The organism is Collinsella sp. AM29-10AC (genome assembly GCF_003469085.1).
GTDB lineage: Bacteria > Actinomycetota > Coriobacteriia > Coriobacteriales > Coriobacteriaceae > Collinsella.
On record NZ_QSKB01000009.1, the window covers coordinates 58,899 to 74,683 of the forward strand.

Below are 15,785 nucleotides of genomic sequence, written 5' to 3' on the forward strand. Positions count from 1 at the left end.
ACCCTATGAAGGAGCACGTTATGTCGTTTCTAACTTCGATGTTCAAGAACGAAAAGCCGGTTATCGGAATGCTGCACCTGCGTCCTCTGCCGGGCGATCCGCTGTATTACCCGGGCGGAAGCGTATCGCAGGTCGTGGAAGCCGCCAAGCGCGATCTCGAGGCGTTGCAGCAGGGCGGTGTCGATGGCATTTTGATTACCAATGAGCTCTCGATGCCCTATGAGCAGCATGTTTCTCCCTCAACCCTTGCATCGATGGGCTATGTAATCGGGGCTCTGTCCCATGATCTGTCGACTCCTTGGGGAGCTGAGGCAATTTACGATGGTGATGCCACAATCGAGCTGTGCGCTGCCGTCGACGCGCAGTTCACGCGCTGCAATTTTTGCGGTGCCTGGGCCGGTGATCTCGGGCTGATTAACCGAGATTTCGCTCACACCATGCGTCGCAAGGCGGCGCTGCGCTTGGACGACCTCAAGCTTTTTCACTTCATCACGAGCGAGGGCGAGGTTTATCTCAACGACCGCACGACCGCGGACATTGCCGATTCACTTCTCTTTAATTGCCTACCGGATGCGATGGTCATCGGCGGTTCGGCTGCCGGTCGTGGCGCTTCGGGCGAGCTTGCCGACGAGGTCCGCGAGCGTGTTGGCGAAGTGCCCGTGGTATGTGGCACCGGTTGTCGCGAAAATACCGTGGCTGACGTATTTGCTCACTACGATGGCGCGTTTGTCGGCACGTGCTTAAAGCGCGACGGAAAGCTGGATGCCCCGATTGATGTTGAGCGGGTGGTTCGTTTTATGGCTGCCGCTCGTACGGCGCGAGGGGAGTAGGCACCTATGGCGCTCTATCTGGGTATTGATATTGGGACAAGCGCCTCTAAAGGCGTCTTAATCGATGATCGATGCAACATCGTTTGCCAAGCCTCTTGTGGACATGAGACGGACAACCCGTGTGATGGATGGTACCAGCATGATGCTGAGGCAGTTTGGTGGGGCGATTTTTGCCGCTTGTCGCGCGAGCTGGTGATGCGATCGGGGGTTAACGCGGCGCAGATCGGATGCGTGGGCCTTTCCGCATTGGGTTGCGACTGTGTGCCGGTCGATACCGAGTGCAACGCGCTGGCGCCCGCGATTTTGTATGGAGTCGATGCACGTTCGAAGCCGCAGATTGACGAGCTCCTTTCCGAATATGGGTCAGGTCGCGCACGCGAACTTTTCGGGCACGATCCCTGCTCATCAGATATTGCTCCTAAGATCTTATGGTTTAAGGAGAAAATGCCCGAGGTGCACGAACGTGCCGCGAAGTTCCTGACGGCATCATCGTTTCTATGCGCAAAGTTGACGGGGCGTTTTACGGTGGACCGTTACTTGGCGGAGGATTTTCTTCCCCTATACGACCGCTACACTTGGAGGGTTGATGCTCGGGAATGTGCTCGTTTCTGCCGGCCTGACCAGATGGCGGAGGTAATGTCGGCTACCGATATTGCCGGGGCGATTACGCAGCGCGCGGCTGAGGCGACAGGGCTCGCGGCAGGGACACCTGTCTTAGTGGGAACGGGCGACTCTGGTGCCGAGGCCATTTCGACGGGTGTATTTCGTCCCGGCGATATGATGGTTCAGTTGGGGAGCACGGCGTATTTCATCTACCTAGCTGATCATATGGTCGATGATGCCCGCCTGTGGCCAGGGACGTTTATCATTCCCGGAACTTACGGGATCTGCGCGGGGACCAATACGGCGGGTGCACTCACATCGTGGCTGCGCCAAGAGCTGTATCGCGACGCCGTGGAGGCCGAGGGCCACGGTGGCCCCGATGCATATTCGGTCATGGCGCATGATGCCGCCGATGTGGCGCCGGGTGCCGATGGGCTCCTGTGCCTGCCGTACTTTGCGGGGGAGCGTACTCCGCTCAACGATCCCGAGGCACGTGGCGTCTTCTTTGGCCTGACCGGAAGGCATACGCGAGCCCATATGGTTCGCGCCGCCTTGGAAGGCGTCGCGTATACCGTTGCATCCCATGTCGACATTATCGAGCGAGAGCATGGACTGCCAATTGGGCGCATTATGCTTGTCGGAGGTGGAACCAAGAATCCAGTTTGGATGCAGGCTATCGCCGACGTATGCGGGCGCGAGGTCTCGGTTGCCAAGGTTACGGTGGGCGCATGCTTCGGTGATGCCATCATGGCAGCTCTCGCAGGTGGCGCCTATGCATCATGGGATGAACTCGCCCAAGTCCTTGGCGTTGCACAAACAATCGTGCCCGATATGGATGCCCACGAGCTATATGCGTCGCGTCGTCATATCTTTGACGAATTGTATGCACGCAACCGTGATCTCATGCACGAATTGGTGTAATGCTGCCGAATTGTACTGCCTGCCAATAGGGACTGCGTTGTGCGATTCGCATGTCCCTTGGCATTTTTGCCCACAGGGGTTAGCGAAGGTCAAAAACAGAGTGCGCATTTGCTAAAACTACCGACTCGATGCGCTTTGCGTCACAGTTTTTGAGTGAGGCAATGTGCATCGAGGTCCTTGCGAGCGATCTGATGAGCGATTGCACACTTGTTTCTGTGTTTGGTTCGGCCGGCGCATCGGTCTCGAGCAGTAGACGGTCGAGTGGAATCTGTCGGGCATATTCGCGACCGCGCTTGGTGGCGAGCATACGCTCGTTCACGGAAAAATAGCAGCCTGCGTTTCGCGCACGGACGAACTCGTTCGAGGTACCGCTAAACCAGTGAAAGATGACGGCGGGGGAGTTGGGGCTTGGGGTGAGCAATCCATATGACTCAAGGGCGTCCAGTACGGTTCCTGCCGAACGAACAGCGTGAATTGATATCACGCGCCCGGCAAGAGGGTGCTGCACGAGTGCATCGCAGAGCCGGTCAAATGCCTGTACTTGTAGCGACTCGCTTCCGGCAAAACGAGCGGAAAAGTCGAGCCCGACCTCGCCGATCAAGCGTTCTTGTGCAGCGACTTCGCAAAGCAGATTGATTTCAGCGTTGCCACATCGTCCGTCGGCGAGCCACCAGGGATGGAGGCCGATGCCGGCAAAGATATTTGAACGGCCGCAGGCGCGCTTCTTGGCGCGTGCAAAGTCGTGCGGATCGACGCCGCAGTCAAATAGAATCAGGCCCAGCGCCGTTGCCTCATCGGCAACGGCGTCCGGGTGAGCCATTAGATCAAGATGGCAGTGTGCATCAAATAACCGGGGCTCCATCTCGGCGCGCTCCGCTAGTCTAGGCGCTGGCCATCGGCGCGCACGCGCTCGGTGCCGCGGCCACTGATCTGACGGATAACCTCGCCGGCGATCATCTGGCCCATGATGGGCGGCATAAAGCTGGCGGTTCCCAGCTCGGTGCGCTCGTGGATGTTGGAAGGATCGCGGGGCTGTGTCTTAACCGATTCCTCGCAGCTAAACAGTACGTGTAGGCTCTTGATTCCGCGCTTCTTACATTCTTTGCGCATAATGCGGCTCATGGGGTCACGTACCGTATCGAAGATGTCGGCAAAGCGGAGGCACTCGGGATGGAGTTTGTTGGCCCCGCCCATGGAGCTAACCAAACGGATGTCATGGTCCTGAGCATATTTGGCAATGGTGAGCTTGGCCGAGATGGTGTCGATGGCGTCGACGACGTAGTCGAGCTTGCCACCCGTCTGCTCCAAAACGCCCGCGAAGAACTCGTCGATGTTGTCGCTCAGCAGGTATTCGGTGCGCTTGATAACGCTGGCGGCGGGATTGATGTCGTGGATCATGGCTTCCATCACGTCAACCTTGCGCTTGCCGACGGTGCTGTGAAAGGCGATGGCCTGTCGATTGATGTTGCTGGGCGCGACGATATCCTTGTCCAGAATCACAAAATGACCGATGCCGCCGCGGACAAGTGCCTCGCAGCAGTTGGAGCCCACGCCTCCGCAGCCGAGCACCAGCACCGTGGCGTTGGCGAGTCTATCGAGTGCCTCACGGCCCATGATGATCTCGAGTTTGGTGTCGCGTGTCTCGACGAGAGCGGCGGTTTCGGTCATAGACATCCTCCGATGGGGAAGCGAATCGTGTTTTAGCTATCACCATTATAGGTATTATCGCGATTCCATTTGAGCCCTAGGGGCTTGTTGAAATGAGGCGGTGATTCGCATAAGATGAAGCAGATGGCACCCGTTGCCGCGGGTTAGCCAACTCCGAAACACGTTTATGGCGTGAGAAGTGGCCGTCTTCGCATTACGCGGAGGCGGCTATTTCATTCGACCCCCAATGTGGATGCCGAGCTCCACGGCCGCGATTACAAGCAACAACAACGTCAGGACATCGTTAATACTCATAGTCCATCTCCTTCTTGGTAAGAGGGAGCTGACCCATCTGCTTCTTGGCCCATTGTATCTAAAAACGAACGCATGTTCTATACTTAGTATCAAATTAGATAATTAGACAAACATCTAAATATCGAGTATAGTGTGCACGTCATGAGAGATGATGAGAGGAGGTCTTATGCCGGGAGAGGGTTTTAAGGCGCTTGCCGATCCAACGCGACGGCGCATTTTGGAGTTGCTGCGCGAAGGCAATTGCACGGCGGGGGAGCTTGCCGAGCATTTCGATATCAGTAAGCCGTCGCTGAGCCATCACTTGGCGACGCTCAAAAACGCCGGGTTGGTGACCGACGAGCGCCATGGCCAAAACATCGTATACAGCTTAAACACCACCGTCATGCAGGATTTAATTGGCTGGTTTATGGGCTTTACAAACACTGAAGGTGATAAGGATGAATAACGAAAACAAGGGCATTCACCCCACGGGGGTATCGTCGCGCGTGTGGGTTGCGCTGGTCGCTCTGTGCGTCGCCAATGTCGTAGCGCACCTCATGGTGATGCCGAGCTTGCCTGCGCAGATTCCCACGCACTGGGGCGCGAACGGCGCCGTCGACGGTTGGGGTCCTAGCTGGATGGCCTCCGCGCTCGGCGTGCTGCCTCTGGCGCTTCTCGCAATGTTCTGCGTGGTGCCGCGCATCGACCCCAAAGGTGAGGCGTATCGGACCTCGGGCAAGTTCTATCAGGGCTTCGTAATCGCCTTCACCTTGTTCATGTGTGCCATAAGCTGGTTGGGTGAGCTTACGGTCTGGGGCGTGGTGCCGGCGGTCGGTTCGGTTAACGTGCTGATTTCCGGTGTTGTCGGTTTGCTGTTCATCGGCGTAGGCAACTACTTGCCGCGTGTGAAGCAGAACTATACGCTCGGTATCAAGACACCTTGGGCGCTTGCCGACCCCGAAAACTGGCGACGCACGCAGCGCTTTGGCGGCGCCTGCTTTATGGTGCTGGGTGTTGGTTTGATTGTGATGGGCGTGGCGGGTAGCGTGCTTTCGAGTGAAGTCGTCGCTGCGGTGATTGCGGTTCTGGCGTTTGGTTCAGCTGGAGCTGCCTACGTCTATTCGTATCTGCTGTGGCGCAAATCGCAGCGAGCCGCTCGCTAAGGTTGCGGAAAACTAGCGTACGCAGTTCATAGTGTGTTAAGAGGGACTTTTCCCAGGTAGTATTAGGGGGTGTGGGCAACCATGCCCCTTTTTCGTTAAGTTTCAGAGCTGGTTTCCTCATTTTGTTTCCACTAAAGCGAATCAAGAATAGGGAAACAGCAGGTAGAAAGGATAAAACAGGCAAATGGCGGAGTTTATCTACCAGATGTATCAGGCTCGCAAGGCCCATGGCGACAAGGTGATTCTTGACGACGTGACCCTGAGCTTCTATCCCGGTGCTAAGATCGGCGTTGTGGGTCCCAACGGCATGGGTAAGTCGACCCTGCTCAAGATCATGGCCGGTATCGAGGAAGTCTCCAACGGCGATGCCAGGCTTACCCCCGGCTACACCGTGGGCATCCTGCAGCAGGAGCCGCCGCTCGATGACGACAAGACCGTCATCGAGAACGTGCGCATGGCGTTTGGCGACATGATCGCCAAGGTCGATCGCTTCAACAAGATCGGCGAGGAAATGTGCGACCCGGATTGCGACATGGACGCCCTCATGGCCGAGATGGGCAAGCTTCAGGACGAGATCGATGCCGCCGATGGCTGGGATATCGATTCCAAGCTCGGCCAGGCCATGGACGCCCTGCAGCTGCCCGATTCCGACATGCCGGTCAACGTGCTTTCCGGCGGCGAGCGCCGTCGCGTGGCCCTGTGCAAGCTGCTGCTCGAGGCTCCCGACCTGCTGCTGCTCGACGAGCCCACAAACCACCTAGACGCTGAGTCGATCCTGTGGCTCGAGCACTTCCTGCACAACTACCAGGGCGCGGTGCTTGCCGTCACGCACGATCGCTACTTCCTGGATAACGTCGCCGAGTGGATCTGCGAGGTCGACCGCGGCCACCTTTATCCCTACAAGGGCAACTACTCCACGTATCTGGAGACCAAGGCCGCCCGTATCGAGGCGCAGGGCAACCGCGATGCCAAGCTCGCCAAGCGCATGGAGGCCGAGCTCGAGTGGGTACGCAGCTCGCCCAAGGCTCGTCAGGCCAAGAACAAGGCCCGTCTGGCTCGCTACGAGGAGATGGAGGCCGAGGCCCGCGCCAGCCAGAAGCTCGACTGGACCGACATCCGCATCCCTGTGGGCCCGCGTCTGGGCAACAAGGTGCTCGAGGCCCATCACCTGCACAAGGAGTTCGATGGCCGCGTGCTCATCGATGACCTTTCGTTCACCCTGCCGCGCAACGGCATTGTGGGCGTTATCGGCCCCAACGGTGTCGGTAAGACCACGCTGTTCAAGACGATTGTGGGCCTGGAGCCGCTGACTTCGGGCGAGCTCGAGGTGGGCGAGACCGTCAAGATTTCTTACGTCGACCAGAACCGTTCCGGCATCGACCCCGACAAGAACCTGTGGGAGGTCGTCTCGGATGGCCTGGACCACATGATGGTCGGCGAGACCGAGGTTCCGAGCCGCGCTTATGTGGCGAGCTTTGGCTTTAAGGGCCAGGACCAGCAGAAGCGCGCTGGCGTGCTCTCCGGCGGCGAGCGCAACCGTCTGAACCTGGCGCTTACGCTCAAGCAGGGCGGCAACCTGCTGCTCCTCGACGAGCCCACGAACGACCTCGACGTCGAGACGCTTTCCTCGCTCGAAGCGGCGCTGCTCGAGTTCCCGGGCTGCTCGGTGGTCATTAGCCACGATCGTATGTTCCTGGACCGCGTTGCCACGCACATTCTGGCGTGGGAGGGCACCGACGAGAATCCGGGCAACTGGTATTGGTTCGAGGGCAATTTCGAGGCCTATCAGGCCAACCGCATCGAGCGCCTGGGCGAGGACGCAGCCCAGCCGCATCGTATTCACCGCAAGCTCACGCGTGACTAGTAGCAAGTAGAAAGGCCGCCAGCAAGGGCGGCCTTTCTTGTAGCAATTGCACTGCAGCTATGCCCTGGCTGCTGGTTTGATTCATAATCAAAGTCATCTCTTTGGGATTAAAGCCCGTTTTTGCTATGAGTGATTTTCTAATTCCGTTTAAAACGTAAAGACGTATTGGGTTACAAGGACATAAGCAAATCGAATTGAAATATAACCAGTGCTGTAACGTTACAAAAAAGGTTATAGAATAGGAGTATCTTATAAGTCGCTCCTCTAGAAAGAAGAACATATGCTTTCGCGTCGTCGTTTTCTGCAACTTGTCGCGTCTTCAATTGTCGCCTTAGCCGCACGTCCGAAAGAGGTTTTTGCTTCGACGGGCAATATTGATGGTGAGCAGATACAATTTACTTCAGAAATTGCGCAAGAGCTTGCCGATAAATATATAAAGGGACTCCTCGGCTCTTCGTATACGCCTTCTGACCCTATTCCTTTTGTAGACGTTGATGGGTCCCCGCTTGGCTACATTGTTCCGGTTGTGACATTCAATAGAGCCGCGGGCTATTTGGTTTTAGATGCTTCAGATGATGAAATACTTACGGGATACCGTTTTGGTGACGGCTTAGTCAGCCCTATGGATCGGGGAGGAGATCTTGGTGTTGAGTCTTATTCTTTCAATAACCCAGTCGTAATGATCAATCCGTTCGAATTCGGTGTGCAATCTTTGGACGGTTCAATAACAACAAATTGCGGAAGAACAATCCCGGCTGTTTCCATAGAAGGACGGCCTGTCGTTTTATCGAATAAACCTTCAAGCTGGAACGATGTCGTAATTTACGCAACTCAAATGCAGGATTACACAGTATCTGGATTTCGTTCCATTTCTCAGTTTATGTCATATGATGAAAGCGAGATTAAGAGGCTTACTGCCCACTATGCTTGTATGGTGACAGCTTTTTCGAACGTTGCGGAACTGTATGGCATTGCCAATTTATATAGCGACCCTTCGCAATATATGCAGATATGGAATTACACCAATACCCATGCTCTTTCCGATGAAGAACAGACTGTTCCCGGCGTTGTTTTGGGCGGAACGCCGATATCAACCTGTGCAACGGGGTTTACAAATTACTGCGCAAGCAGAGGAAGTACTCTTATCGCCCGCACTGTCTCCTCTCCGGCTATCGCGAGCATTCAAAATGAGATTAACTCTAATAGACCGAATGTTTTACATGCGAGTTTGTACAACGGATCAGCCCATTCTGTAACAGCGGAGGCTTACGCCACACTTACTGGTAAGAAAACTGGAGAGACAAGGCAGATGATTGGCATAGCGGACGGCTGGAATTCATCTTTATCCTTCCTGAAGTATGATCAGAGCTATTATGCGTGGACTTATGGAACGACTTTTTCGAAGTAGGGCGATTCGTCTAGCTCTGTCTTTGGTGCTGATGGCTTCATTGGTGGGCTGTTCAACAAAGGAAGAGATATCGCGCGGAGGTTCCGGAGAAGTGACTGCGACAGACTCAGGTTCATTAGAAATAGCTGGCGGGCATGCCGATGTGATGTTACAAGGAGAAGGCGTGCTTAGGTCGATTGATGCTGAAGACGCTGTCTGCTCAATAGAGGATTTGAAGACAGGTGAAACTGCATCGTACCGAGTTTCAGATAATGCTGCGAATATGATTGAGTCGATACCGACTGGAGCGCAGGTTTCTTTTAGATACTTTGCTCCGCAACTTGAGGATGAGCTTGCTTCTCTGGTGTCTATATGCGCCGATGACAACTAAAAGGCCTGAATTCAAACGGCCTCGGATGGTCAATTGGCTATCCGAGGCCGTTTTTTACTCGACCGGGGCTTCGACCTTGTCGATGGCCCAGGTGGCTCCGAGGCCGCCGGTGGTGTTGCGGCGAATGCGTACGGTGACTTCGTGGCGTTTGCCGGCCTGTGTGTAGCGCAGGGGGAAGCTCGCGCGGTTACGGCCAGCCTCGATGGTACCGCGCTCGCGAGCGATCCAGTAGTACTCGCCGACGATGCCGAGGGTGTCGGCGCCGTAGGGGAGATAAGTCGACAGCTGGTGCAGCAGCGGACTAGGGCAGAAGACCTCGGTCGCGAAATCGATGGGGAAGTCCCCGGGGATGGTCGGTGCTGCGGGAGCGGGGGCCGGTGCTGAATTGGGGACCGGAGTCGGTGCAGGTGTGGGAGCCTGGTCACAGGCGGGTGCGGATGCGGACTCAATGACAGGTGCAGACTCAGATGCCGCTTCTGGCTTAGCTATGGAATCTGTCGGTTCCACGGAGATGGACGTGTCTTCGGTCCCGGTTTTGGCACCGGCCTGCGGAGTGTCCTCTGCCTCGACGTTCGGCTTGGCCTCGACCGGCGTGGATACCATGGTGGTGATGCCGGCGTTGGCGTTCTCGGGGTCATAGACAACCGTGAGCGAGATGGCGGGCTGCGGCGTCTCGGGTTCCGGCGTCGCCTCGGTAGCGTCTTGATTCGCGGGCTCGTCGGACTGGTCGTCCTCGGCGTTGTCGCCAAAGACATCGCTGTTTTGGAACGCAGGCGTCTCGGGTTGGCCGGCGGTTTCTTCGGCTTTCGACTTGGGAACCTCGTTGAGCTCAACGGCGGCTTCCTGCTCAGCCATGACTTCGGGCTCGGTCGTGGCAGCGATTTCAGTTTCGACCTCTGCCGTTACTTCAGCAGTGACTTCAGCCTCTACCTCGGGCTCGGGCTCCGGAGCGACTTCGGCCACGGACTCGGGCTCGGGACGCTTAACGTGCTTGGGACGCACGGCCTTCAGGTCCTTCTCGCCGCGCTTTTTCTTTTTGTAGGACTGCTTGGCGCCCTTGGCGGCCTTGGGCTTGTCCTCGCCCTTGGCAAGGGCAGCATCCCAGGCCTCATTGGCGATGACGGTGGCATACAGACGTCCGCCCTTAAAGACGGTCAGCTTAATGCAGTCGTCGAGTTCCTCGAGCAGCTCGCGCGTGGACTCGAAGCCCAGGTCATAAGCGGTCATATCGCCAGCGGCGAGTGTCTCCTCGACCTGTGTCATAAACGTTTGCTTGCCGCATCCAATCGCATCGCGCAGCAGGCGATACAGATAGATGTGGTTGCCCAGCGATAGCGTGGGCTTAACTATTGTCTTGCTCATGGCAAATCTCCTCTTTACACACCAAAGCATCTTGCCATCGCGCAGGGCTTGCCACCTCGGCGCCCAAAGCAAACGGGCGCGACCGTTGCCGGTTCGCGCCCGTTATACAGGTCGGTTATCTGTGAGAGGCGATCGTGCTTAGTTGCCCGATGTCGTGCCTTGGCTCGAGCTGTCGGATGCCGTGCCGGATGCGGTTCCGCTCGAGCTGTTTGTGTTGCTGTTGTCGGTTGAGCCCGTGCCCGATGCATTGCCGCTCGTCTGGTCACCCGTGCTCTGCTGAGAGCCGTCGGTCGTTTGGCTGGAGTCGGTCGTTCCGGATTGTGTGCCGCCGCTGTTCGAAGAGGAATCGGTGCCTTGCGACTGATCAGGGGTGGTCGAGGAAGAATCGGTGGGTGCGGAGTTGGCCTGTGAGTCGTTCTGCTGGCTTTGCGATTGGCCGGCGCTGTCCGCGTCTTGCTCGGTCGTGCGCGACGAAAGGATTGGCTCGGGGCGCTCGCCCAGACCCTCACCGGCGGTGGTTATAAGGATGGCGCCGGCGCAGGCGATAACCGCGACGATGGCGATGGCGATCGAGAAGATGATGACCTTCTTTTGCGTCTGGCTGCGCTCTTCCGCCGCCTTGGCGCGCAGGCTGTTGGGGGCGACGCGCGCCGTGGTCGCGCGTCCCGCGACCTGACGCATCTCTTGCGTAGTCGCGGCGCCGCCCAGGTGCTCCTCGGCATTAAGCTCAACGGGCTCATAGGCGCCGGCGGGGTAGTCGACGGCGGCGTGCGTACCTTTGAGGGCTTCGGCGCTGGCAGAGATAAAGTGGCGGTAGACCTGCGAGGACACAACGGTGATGACCGAGCTCACGGCGGCACCAATTACTGAACCAGCGATACCAATCTTGGAGGCAAGCGCCACGCTCGTGGCGGCAGCTGCGGCGCCGGCGATGATCTGGGGAATGGAAATGTCATCGAACAGGCCCTTTTTGGGCGCGATGGCCATGGTCTGTCCGATGGAATGGTTCTCGTGCACGCCGTTGTTGAGCGATGCCGGCGTCATGACGCGCGTGCGCGGCGCGTCGGTGTACTTGGTTGTCATACGGGGTCCTCCCGGTGTAAATCTGCTTCGTTTCGTGTAGCCATCAGGGTACCCACCAGATGTGAATCATACGTGACATTTAACAGATACCATCAACTCATCAAGGGGGCCTGCTGTCTTTGGTGCAATAGCTTGATGCTAAACTGGATTTATGTTTGCGAGGTGGTTTACGTGATGTACCCGTATATGACATTCGAAGATGGAACCGAGGTCATTCATTCTGACCTGATTACAGATGGCGATATTGAAAAGGTTATCGTGCATTTTGAGCGACCGACGGCAGAGGGCTTCGACTCCGCTCGTTGTGAGTTGCCTTCCTGTTCGTGGACTGACTGGGAAGGGCATTTTACTCAGAGTGAAAAACGAGCTTTCGAAGAGTGTCTGAGCAAATAATTTAGATTAGTTCGAGTTTAGTTCGAATAAAGAAGCTGAATGCGATGACCTAAAGCGTATGCATTTTTAGTATTAGATGCGTATGAAATGGAGGATGTGAATGGATGAGCTAATAGACTTTAAAAAACGATTTCTCAAGAATGGCGAGCTGGTTTCAATTCCAAAAAAGGAAAGCTATAAAAGAATCATGCTGCTATGGGCCGTCTCTTTCTTTGAATTAAATACAAGTTATACGGAGCTTCAGGTTAATCGTGTGCTGTCACAGCTCTATCCTGATTATGCCGTGTTGAGGCGGTACTTGGTTGATTATGGATTCCTATTAAGGGATGAACGAGGCCTGAAATACGAGGTTAATCGTGATGTTCACGGTATTGAGAGCTAGCCGTCCGGTTCGGGTCCTATATATTGCTAGAGGGATAAGCGAAATAGGCAATTGGTGTGCGAATATTGCTTTGCCAATGCTGATTTACGAGGTAACTCACGATGTTTCTGCAACTGCTTTGATGGTCTGCTGCAGATTTGCCCCCTCTCTGTTTTCAGTTGCGCTCGCGCAGCTGCCTCAGAAGATGGGTATCGGGACACTGCAGGCCATGAGATTGGCAGACTTAATTCGCGCGGGATTATTCGTTTGCTATATTTTTGTTGATAGTAAATGGAGTATGTTTGCTATTACGTGCGCGGTATCGCTTTGCCGAACGGTAGAAATGCCCTGCTTTTACTCGTTGTTAAGAGCCAATACGAATAGTATCAATCGCGACGTAATTAATAATTCGTTTGGGTTCCTGCAGAATTTGATGATGGTTCTGGGGCCAGTTGCCGGCGGTTTTGTTGTCGCTCAATTTGGGGCGGAGGCTGTTCTTGCATTAGACGCGCTTTCTTTTGCCGCGTCGTTCTGGTTGCTGCGAGATGTTCCGTCGGTTATCGAGGTTAATGATAAAGAGGGAATAAGCAAAAATGAAAAAAACAGGACTGCATTTAGTGATCTTAGCGCGAAGCACTTGGCAATTGGTTTCCTATTAATCGATATTTCTAGTGGCGTGGCATTCGGCTCTCTGAATTCTCTTTTGCCAGCTATAGCGCAATTGCAATTTGACTCGTCATCGATACAATACGGATTCCTTCAGAGTAGTCTTACAATCGGACTGTTGTTCGGAAATACAATATATGGTCGTTTAATCAGTGGTTCCGATTGCGTTAAATCATATTGTTTTGTGACGTATCTTGCGCTCGGTGCGTATCTGGCGTTTGGCTATCGCTATGCGTCTGGGATATCGTTTATTTTCCTTTTTATCGTCGGTGCCGGAAACGCCATTCAAGATGTGCTTCTCATAACATCGCTGCAGGATTTGGCGAGAGACGGATCTGAATCGATAAGCCTGTTTTCAATTAGGGAGTCTTTGCAATCGGTTGCTGTTGTTATTTCAACACTTCTTGTTTCGCTGTTCACGAGCATCGCGATGTTCTCAATTCTCGTTACAGGACTTGGTGTATTTTCAATTATGATGGTAGTTGTGTTTCAATTGAATTATTTGCGAAAGATGTGACGTTGATATGCCTAAAACGCTTTTAGTATTTCCCCCAGGATGGAGTCCAGTGGGGCCGTATCTTGCCTTGCCTGTTTTGAAGTCATATCTTCAAGAGGTTGAACAATACAAAGTTGACATTGTTGACTTAAACGTGGAATTTTACGATGACCTCCTATCTTTTAGACATGTCGAAGAGTGCTGTAAAAGGTATCGGGAATCAAAGGATTCGTTTAGTTCGAATGTTCAATTAACAATCGAGTTGATACAAAAGTCGGCACTTAATGTTGACGAGGCAAAAGATATTTTCAGATCGAAGAGATACTTTAATCTAAAAGAAAGACAATATGCTGAAAACATTTTTAGAAATGCACTCTATATCATAAATCACGTCTCATATGGAGTTAAATACACGTTCAACTCCATAGATCTGCCCTATGATTATTATTCGACACCAGAAATAATGAAATCGCTTGCGGATACCTTGCATAATCCGTTTATTTCCTTCTATGAAACTGCCTTTCTTAAGCGTATTCAGAGGGAAAAATTCGAGTTTATTGGGATTTCGGTGAGCGGCTGTTTCCAATTGATTTCTGCAGTTACGTTAGCGAAACTGATTAAGGAAGAATGTCCATCTGTTAAACACGTCTCATTGGGCGGCAATTACATTACTCGTTTAGCAGATGACTGCATGAAAGAATGGCATCCCTTTTTTGAATACATTGATTCGATAATGATGTATGACGGCGAAGAGCCGCTTGCACGTCTTCTTGAGGCTCTTGACTCTGGTGATGACAATCTCGACTGTGTTCCAAACCTTTGCCATGCTAAAGGTGGAAAGATATATAAAAACCATCGGATTGAGCAAACATTTATCAACGATACAGTTCCCGATTTCGATGGCTTCGCCCTTTCTAAATACTTCATGCCTGAGTTAATATTGCCGGTTTATTCCTCTAGGCAGTGTTTTAATCATTGCGCCTTCTGCACCATTCCCGGTGCCACCGGTGGTTGTTACCGAAAGATGCCTATATCGAGAGTATTTGAAATAATGTGTCGGTTAAATGAAAAATACGGCACGAGAGTTTTCTCTTTTGTGGATGAAACATTCGAAGGCAAAAGAATGGAGCAACTCGCGGATGAAATAAACGCATCGGGAAAAACGTTTTTCTGGCATGGAGAAACGAGGTTCTCTCCAACCCTAAGTACAGAAGTTTTTAACAAGATATACCAAAGTGGATGTAGGCAGATTCAGTTTGGCCTCGAGTCATACAACCAAAGAGTTCTTGATCTAATGAAGAAGAACACGAGAGTTGATTGGATTGATCGCAATGTCCATGATTGTCTCAATGCGGGTATTCCTGTTCATCTATTTTTTATGATTGGCTTTCCGACCGAAACTAAAGAAGAGGCTCTGAACACCTTAGCTTATACAGAGAATGTTTTGAATTATTCAAAACAGGTATGTGGTGTTCCATATTCCACGAGAGGATTTACGAATTTTGGTCTCGTTATGGGGTCGGATGTTTGGAATCATCCCGATAAGTATGGTGTCTCTGTAATGCCGAAGTCCCAATATGAGGATTTGCGCCTCGAAGTGGATTATGTTTCAGGCACTGGTTTAACTTTAAATGAAGCAAAATCCTTATCTGATGAGCATCATATTGATTTTTATATGCAAGAGGTCATAAACGGTAGCGACACAATTGACTTGCCCCAGCGGCTTCATATTTCAGAGGTGACCTGGATCCTAGATTCTATTCACGCTGTCAGGTATAAGGGACATTTGACCAAAGTAAAGCGACGGCTAACTAGTCTAAATCCAGCTGATCGAATCTGGCTGGATTCCAAGACCTCTGTCGTGCTCGTTGAGCCATTTGCCTACTTCTATAATTCTGAATACCATCATGTCTATGCTGTTTCCCAGTTGGTATACCTTAAGTTGGCCCGTTTATTGGAGGCCGATTGTAGCATTTCTCTTATTCTTGATCAGGGCGACCTCGAGCTGACAAGGGCGATAGAAGAACTGTTGCATTATGGATTGCTGAATACAAATATCGATGCCGATTATGTAATGCACGATAACGGTTTTCAATTGGTTAAAAGTTCGTTTGTTAAAGAAGTCGGACGCTCAAAAGAGGGGTTAAGAGTACTGCTGAGTTGTGCCACCCATAGAATGTGTGCGGTTAATGATTTTTCGTTCGCTTTGCTTTCGTTGTTTGAAAAGCCGATTACTAAGAACGAGGTGCGCGACATTTTGAAAAAAGAGGGACGGTTGATTTTCAATCTCAGCGCAACAGCCTGAACGGACCCCGCGTTTCCGC

15 protein-coding genes are annotated in these 15,785 nt (G+C 53.2%); 11 read left to right on the forward strand and 4 right to left on the reverse strand.

Annotated elements, in window-relative coordinates; genetic code table 11:
• Nucleotides 1-20: 20 nt before the first annotated feature.
• Nucleotides 21-830 carry a BtpA/SgcQ family protein gene (locus DW754_RS04405; protein WP_233503156.1) on the forward strand — a complete coding sequence of 270 codons (810 nt, stop codon included), beginning with the start codon at nucleotides 21-23 and terminating at the stop codon, nucleotides 828-830.
• 6 nt (nucleotides 831-836) lie between these two features.
• A complete protein-coding gene (locus DW754_RS04410; protein ID WP_117758549.1) occupies nucleotides 837-2,354 on the forward strand; it encodes an FGGY-family carbohydrate kinase in 1,518 nt (505 codons plus the stop codon).
• Between the two features lie 79 nt (nucleotides 2,355-2,433).
• Here the strand turns inward: DW754_RS04410 and DW754_RS04415 are convergent, their stop codons facing one another.
• Nucleotides 2,434-3,216 (reverse strand): TatD family hydrolase, encoded by a 783-nt coding sequence (locus tag DW754_RS04415; RefSeq protein ID WP_117629758.1) that lies wholly within the window; start codon nucleotides 3,214-3,216, stop codon nucleotides 2,434-2,436.
• Between the two features lie 14 nt (nucleotides 3,217-3,230).
• On the reverse strand, nucleotides 3,231-4,022 hold the full coding sequence (locus tag DW754_RS04420) for a ThiF family adenylyltransferase (protein WP_369831455.1): 792 nt from the start codon (nucleotides 4,020-4,022) through the stop codon (nucleotides 3,231-3,233).
• 460 nt (nucleotides 4,023-4,482) lie between these two features.
• Here DW754_RS04420 and DW754_RS04425 point away from each other — a divergent pair, with 460 nt between their 5' ends.
• The 5 genes from DW754_RS04425 (at nucleotide 4,483) to DW754_RS10880 (ending at nucleotide 9,100) form a co-directional block, all read left to right on the forward strand.
• Nucleotides 4,483-4,761, forward strand: coding sequence for an autorepressor SdpR family transcription factor (locus tag DW754_RS04425; protein WP_022094448.1), 279 nt, complete (start codon nucleotides 4,483-4,485; stop codon nucleotides 4,759-4,761).
• Nucleotides 4,754-5,458, forward strand: a complete 705-nt coding sequence (locus tag DW754_RS04430) for an SdpI family protein (protein WP_117758548.1) — start codon at nucleotides 4,754-4,756, stop codon at nucleotides 5,456-5,458. The genes DW754_RS04425 and DW754_RS04430 overlap by 8 nt, the downstream gene beginning before the upstream one ends.
• Before the next feature lie 184 nt (nucleotides 5,459-5,642).
• Complete coding sequence (gene ettA, locus DW754_RS04435) at nucleotides 5,643-7,322, forward strand: energy-dependent translational throttle protein EttA (RefSeq protein ID WP_055251458.1); 1,680 nt, start codon at nucleotides 5,643-5,645, stop codon at nucleotides 7,320-7,322.
• A 280-nt stretch (nucleotides 7,323-7,602) separates the two neighbouring features.
• Nucleotides 7,603-8,730 (forward strand): hypothetical protein, encoded by a 1,128-nt coding sequence (locus DW754_RS10875; RefSeq protein WP_147327747.1) that lies wholly within the window; start codon nucleotides 7,603-7,605, stop codon nucleotides 8,728-8,730.
• A 31-nt stretch (nucleotides 8,731-8,761) separates the two neighbouring features.
• Entirely contained in the window at nucleotides 8,762-9,100 is a 339-nt protein-coding gene (locus tag DW754_RS10880) for a hypothetical protein (RefSeq protein WP_147336371.1), read from the forward strand.
• Between the two features lie 54 nt (nucleotides 9,101-9,154).
• On the opposite strand, the gene DW754_RS04440 is transcribed toward DW754_RS10880, so the two are convergent.
• Nucleotides 9,155-10,462 (reverse strand): hypothetical protein, encoded by a 1,308-nt coding sequence (locus DW754_RS04440; RefSeq protein ID WP_117758547.1) that lies wholly within the window; start codon nucleotides 10,460-10,462, stop codon nucleotides 9,155-9,157.
• A gap of 138 nt (nucleotides 10,463-10,600) precedes the next feature.
• The gene (locus tag DW754_RS04445) at nucleotides 10,601-11,545 is read right to left on the reverse strand and encodes a hypothetical protein (protein WP_117758546.1); all 945 of its coding nucleotides are present in this window, start codon (nucleotides 11,543-11,545) and stop codon (nucleotides 10,601-10,603) included.
• A 171-nt stretch (nucleotides 11,546-11,716) separates the two neighbouring features.
• Here DW754_RS04445 and DW754_RS04450 point away from each other — a divergent pair, with 171 nt between their 5' ends.
• From DW754_RS04450 to DW754_RS04465, 4 genes are all read left to right on the forward strand, one after another.
• Nucleotides 11,717-11,938 (forward strand): hypothetical protein, encoded by a 222-nt coding sequence (locus DW754_RS04450; RefSeq protein WP_055251482.1) that lies wholly within the window; start codon nucleotides 11,717-11,719, stop codon nucleotides 11,936-11,938.
• Nucleotides 11,939-12,038: 100 nt separating this feature from the next.
• Complete coding sequence (locus DW754_RS04455) at nucleotides 12,039-12,320, forward strand: DUF2087 domain-containing protein (RefSeq protein ID WP_055251466.1); 282 nt, start codon at nucleotides 12,039-12,041, stop codon at nucleotides 12,318-12,320.
• Nucleotides 12,298-13,482 carry an MFS transporter gene (locus DW754_RS04460; protein WP_082435530.1) on the forward strand — a complete coding sequence of 395 codons (1,185 nt, stop codon included), beginning with the start codon at nucleotides 12,298-12,300 and terminating at the stop codon, nucleotides 13,480-13,482. Before DW754_RS04455 ends, DW754_RS04460 begins: the two co-directional genes overlap by 23 nt.
• A gap of 7 nt (nucleotides 13,483-13,489) precedes the next feature.
• Nucleotides 13,490-15,766, forward strand: coding sequence for a radical SAM protein (locus tag DW754_RS04465; RefSeq protein ID WP_117758545.1), 2,277 nt, complete (start codon nucleotides 13,490-13,492; stop codon nucleotides 15,764-15,766).
• The last annotated feature ends 19 nt before the right edge of the window (nucleotides 15,767-15,785 follow it).